The organism is Nocardiopsis sp. NPDC055879, assembly GCF_053615935.1.
Genome location: NZ_JBSHCT010000076.1, coordinates 1 through 2,228 on the forward strand (window position 1 = coordinate 1; position 2,228 = coordinate 2,228).

At 64.4% G+C, this 2,228-nt stretch carries 1 protein-coding gene; it reads left to right on the plus strand.

Annotated elements, in window-relative coordinates; all coding sequences use genetic code 11:
• Positions 1-348 precede the first annotated feature (348 nt).
• Positions 349-2,228, plus strand: a 1,880-nt coding sequence (locus tag ACWGKS_RS29815) for an acyltransferase domain-containing protein (RefSeq protein WP_452457184.1), incomplete at its 3' end; no start/stop codon positions are given.

Consider the following 2,228-nt stretch of genomic DNA (forward strand, 5'->3'; position numbering starts at 1 on the left):
GAGGCGTCTGTTTCTGAGGTGCCTGTTTCTGGGGTGTCGGTGGTGCCGTGGGTGTTGTCGGGTCGTGGTGTGGGGGGTTTGCGTGGTCAGGCGGGGCGGTTGGCGGGGTTTGTTTCGGGTGGTTCGGGTGTGGATGTGGAGGGTGTGGGTGCGGGCCTGAGTGGGCGTGTGGGGTTTGAGGATCGTGCGGTTGTTCTGGGTTCGGGTGTGGAGGGGTTCGCGGGTGAGTTGAGGTCTTTGGCTGAGGGTTCGGGTGTGGGGCGGGGTGTGGTGGGTCGTGTTGGTCGTGGTGGTGTGGGGTTTGTTTTTGCTGGTCAGGGTTCTCAGCGGTTGGGGATGGGGCGGGAGTTGTATGAGCGTTTCGGGGTGTTTCGGGAGGTTTTCGATGAGGTGATGGGTGAGTTGGAGGGGTGTTTGGGTTCGGGGGTTCGTGAGGTTGTTTGGGGTGGTGATGAGGGTTTGTTGGGGCGGACGGTGTTCGCTCAGGCGGGGTTGTTCGCGGTGGAGGTGGCGCTGTTCCGGTTGTTGGAGAGTTGGGGTGTTGAGGCCGATTGTGTGATGGGGCATTCGGTGGGGGAGTTGGCGGCGGCGCATGTGGCGGGTGTGTGGTCGTTGGCGGATGCGGCGCGTGTGGTGGTGGCGCGTGGCCGGTTGATGGATGCGTTGCCCGCGGGCGGGGTGATGGTGTCGGTTTCTGCTGCTGAGGATCGTGTGTTGGCGGTGGTGGCGGAGTGTGGTGGTGGTGTGGATGTGGCCGCGGTCAATGGTCCTGAGTCGGTGGTGGTGTCGGGGGCCGAGGCCGCGGTGGAGCGTGTGGTGGGTGTTCTGGCGGGTCAGGGGTGTCGGGTTCGGCGTTTGCGGGTCAGTCATGCGTTTCATTCGGCGTTGATGGAGCCGATGTTGGCGGAGTTCCGTGAGGTGTTGGAGGGGGTTTCGTTCGGGGTTCCTCGGTGTTCGGTGGTGTCGAACGTGTCGGGGCGTGTGGTGGTGGGGGAGGAGTTGTCCTCGCCTGAGTACTGGGTGCGTCATGTGCGTGGGACGGTGCGTTTCGCCGATGGTGTGCGGTCGATGGTGAGGGAGGGTGTGTCGCGGTTCGTGGAGGTGGGGCCGGACGCGGGTTTGGTGTCGGTGGTGGGTGAGTGTGTGGCGGCCGAGGGGGTCGCTGTGGATGACGTGGTGTTGGTGGGTGCGCTGCGTCGGGGGCGTGGTGAGGAGGAGTCCGTGGTGGGGGCCGCCGCGGATTTGTGGGTGCATGGGGTGGATGTGGATTGGGGCGGGTTCTTCGCTTCGGTGGGTGTGGAGCGTGTGCCGGTGGGGTTGCCGACGTATGCGTTCCAGCGTGAGCGGTTCTGGTTGGACTCCGGTGGTGGTGGTCTGCTTTCGGATGTGGTGGAGCTGGCCGAGGGCGGGGTGTCGGTGTGGAGTGGTCGGTTGTCGTTGTCCTCGCATGGGTGGTTGGCCGATCACGCGGTGGGTGGTCAGGTGTTGTTGCCGGGGACGGCGTTTTTGGATGTGGCGTTGCATGTGGCGTTGCGGTCGGGGTTGTCGGGTGTTGCCGAGTTGACGTTGCAGCAGCCGTTGGTGTTGCCGCCTCGGGGTGAGGTGGAGTTGCAGGTGGTGGTGGATCGGGGTGTGGCGGATGGGCCGCGGGTGGCGGTGTATTCGCGGTTGGTGGGTGATGAGGGTGCTGGGTGGAGTGCTCATGCGGTGGGGGTTTTGGGGGTTGTCGGTGGGGTTGGTGGTGGTGATGTTTCGGTGCCTGAGGGTGCTGAGGTGTTGCCGGTGGATGGGTTGTATGAGCGGTTGTCGGAGGGGGGTTTTGGTTATGGTCCTGCGTTTCGTGGGTTGCGGCGGGCGTGGCGTGGGGTGTCTGAGGGTGAGGTGATCGCTGAGGTGGCGTTGCCGCGTGGGTGGCGGGATCGTGCTGGTGATCATGTGGTGCATCCGGCGTTGTTGGATGCGGTTTTGCATGTGTTGTCGTTTGTGGATTTGCCGGGTTTGCGGTCGGGGTTGTTGCCGTTTTCCTGGTCGGGTGTGCGGGTGTTCGCTTCGGGTGCGGCGAGTGTGTTGGCGCGTGTGGTGTGGGTGGGTGGTGGTGCGGTTTCGGTGGAGTTGGTGGATGGTTCGGGTGGGGTGGTGTTGTCGGTTGATGAGTTGGTGTTGCGGCCGGCTGGTGGGTTGGTGTCGGGTGGTGGGCCGTTGTACGGCTTGTCCTGGACACCGACCGA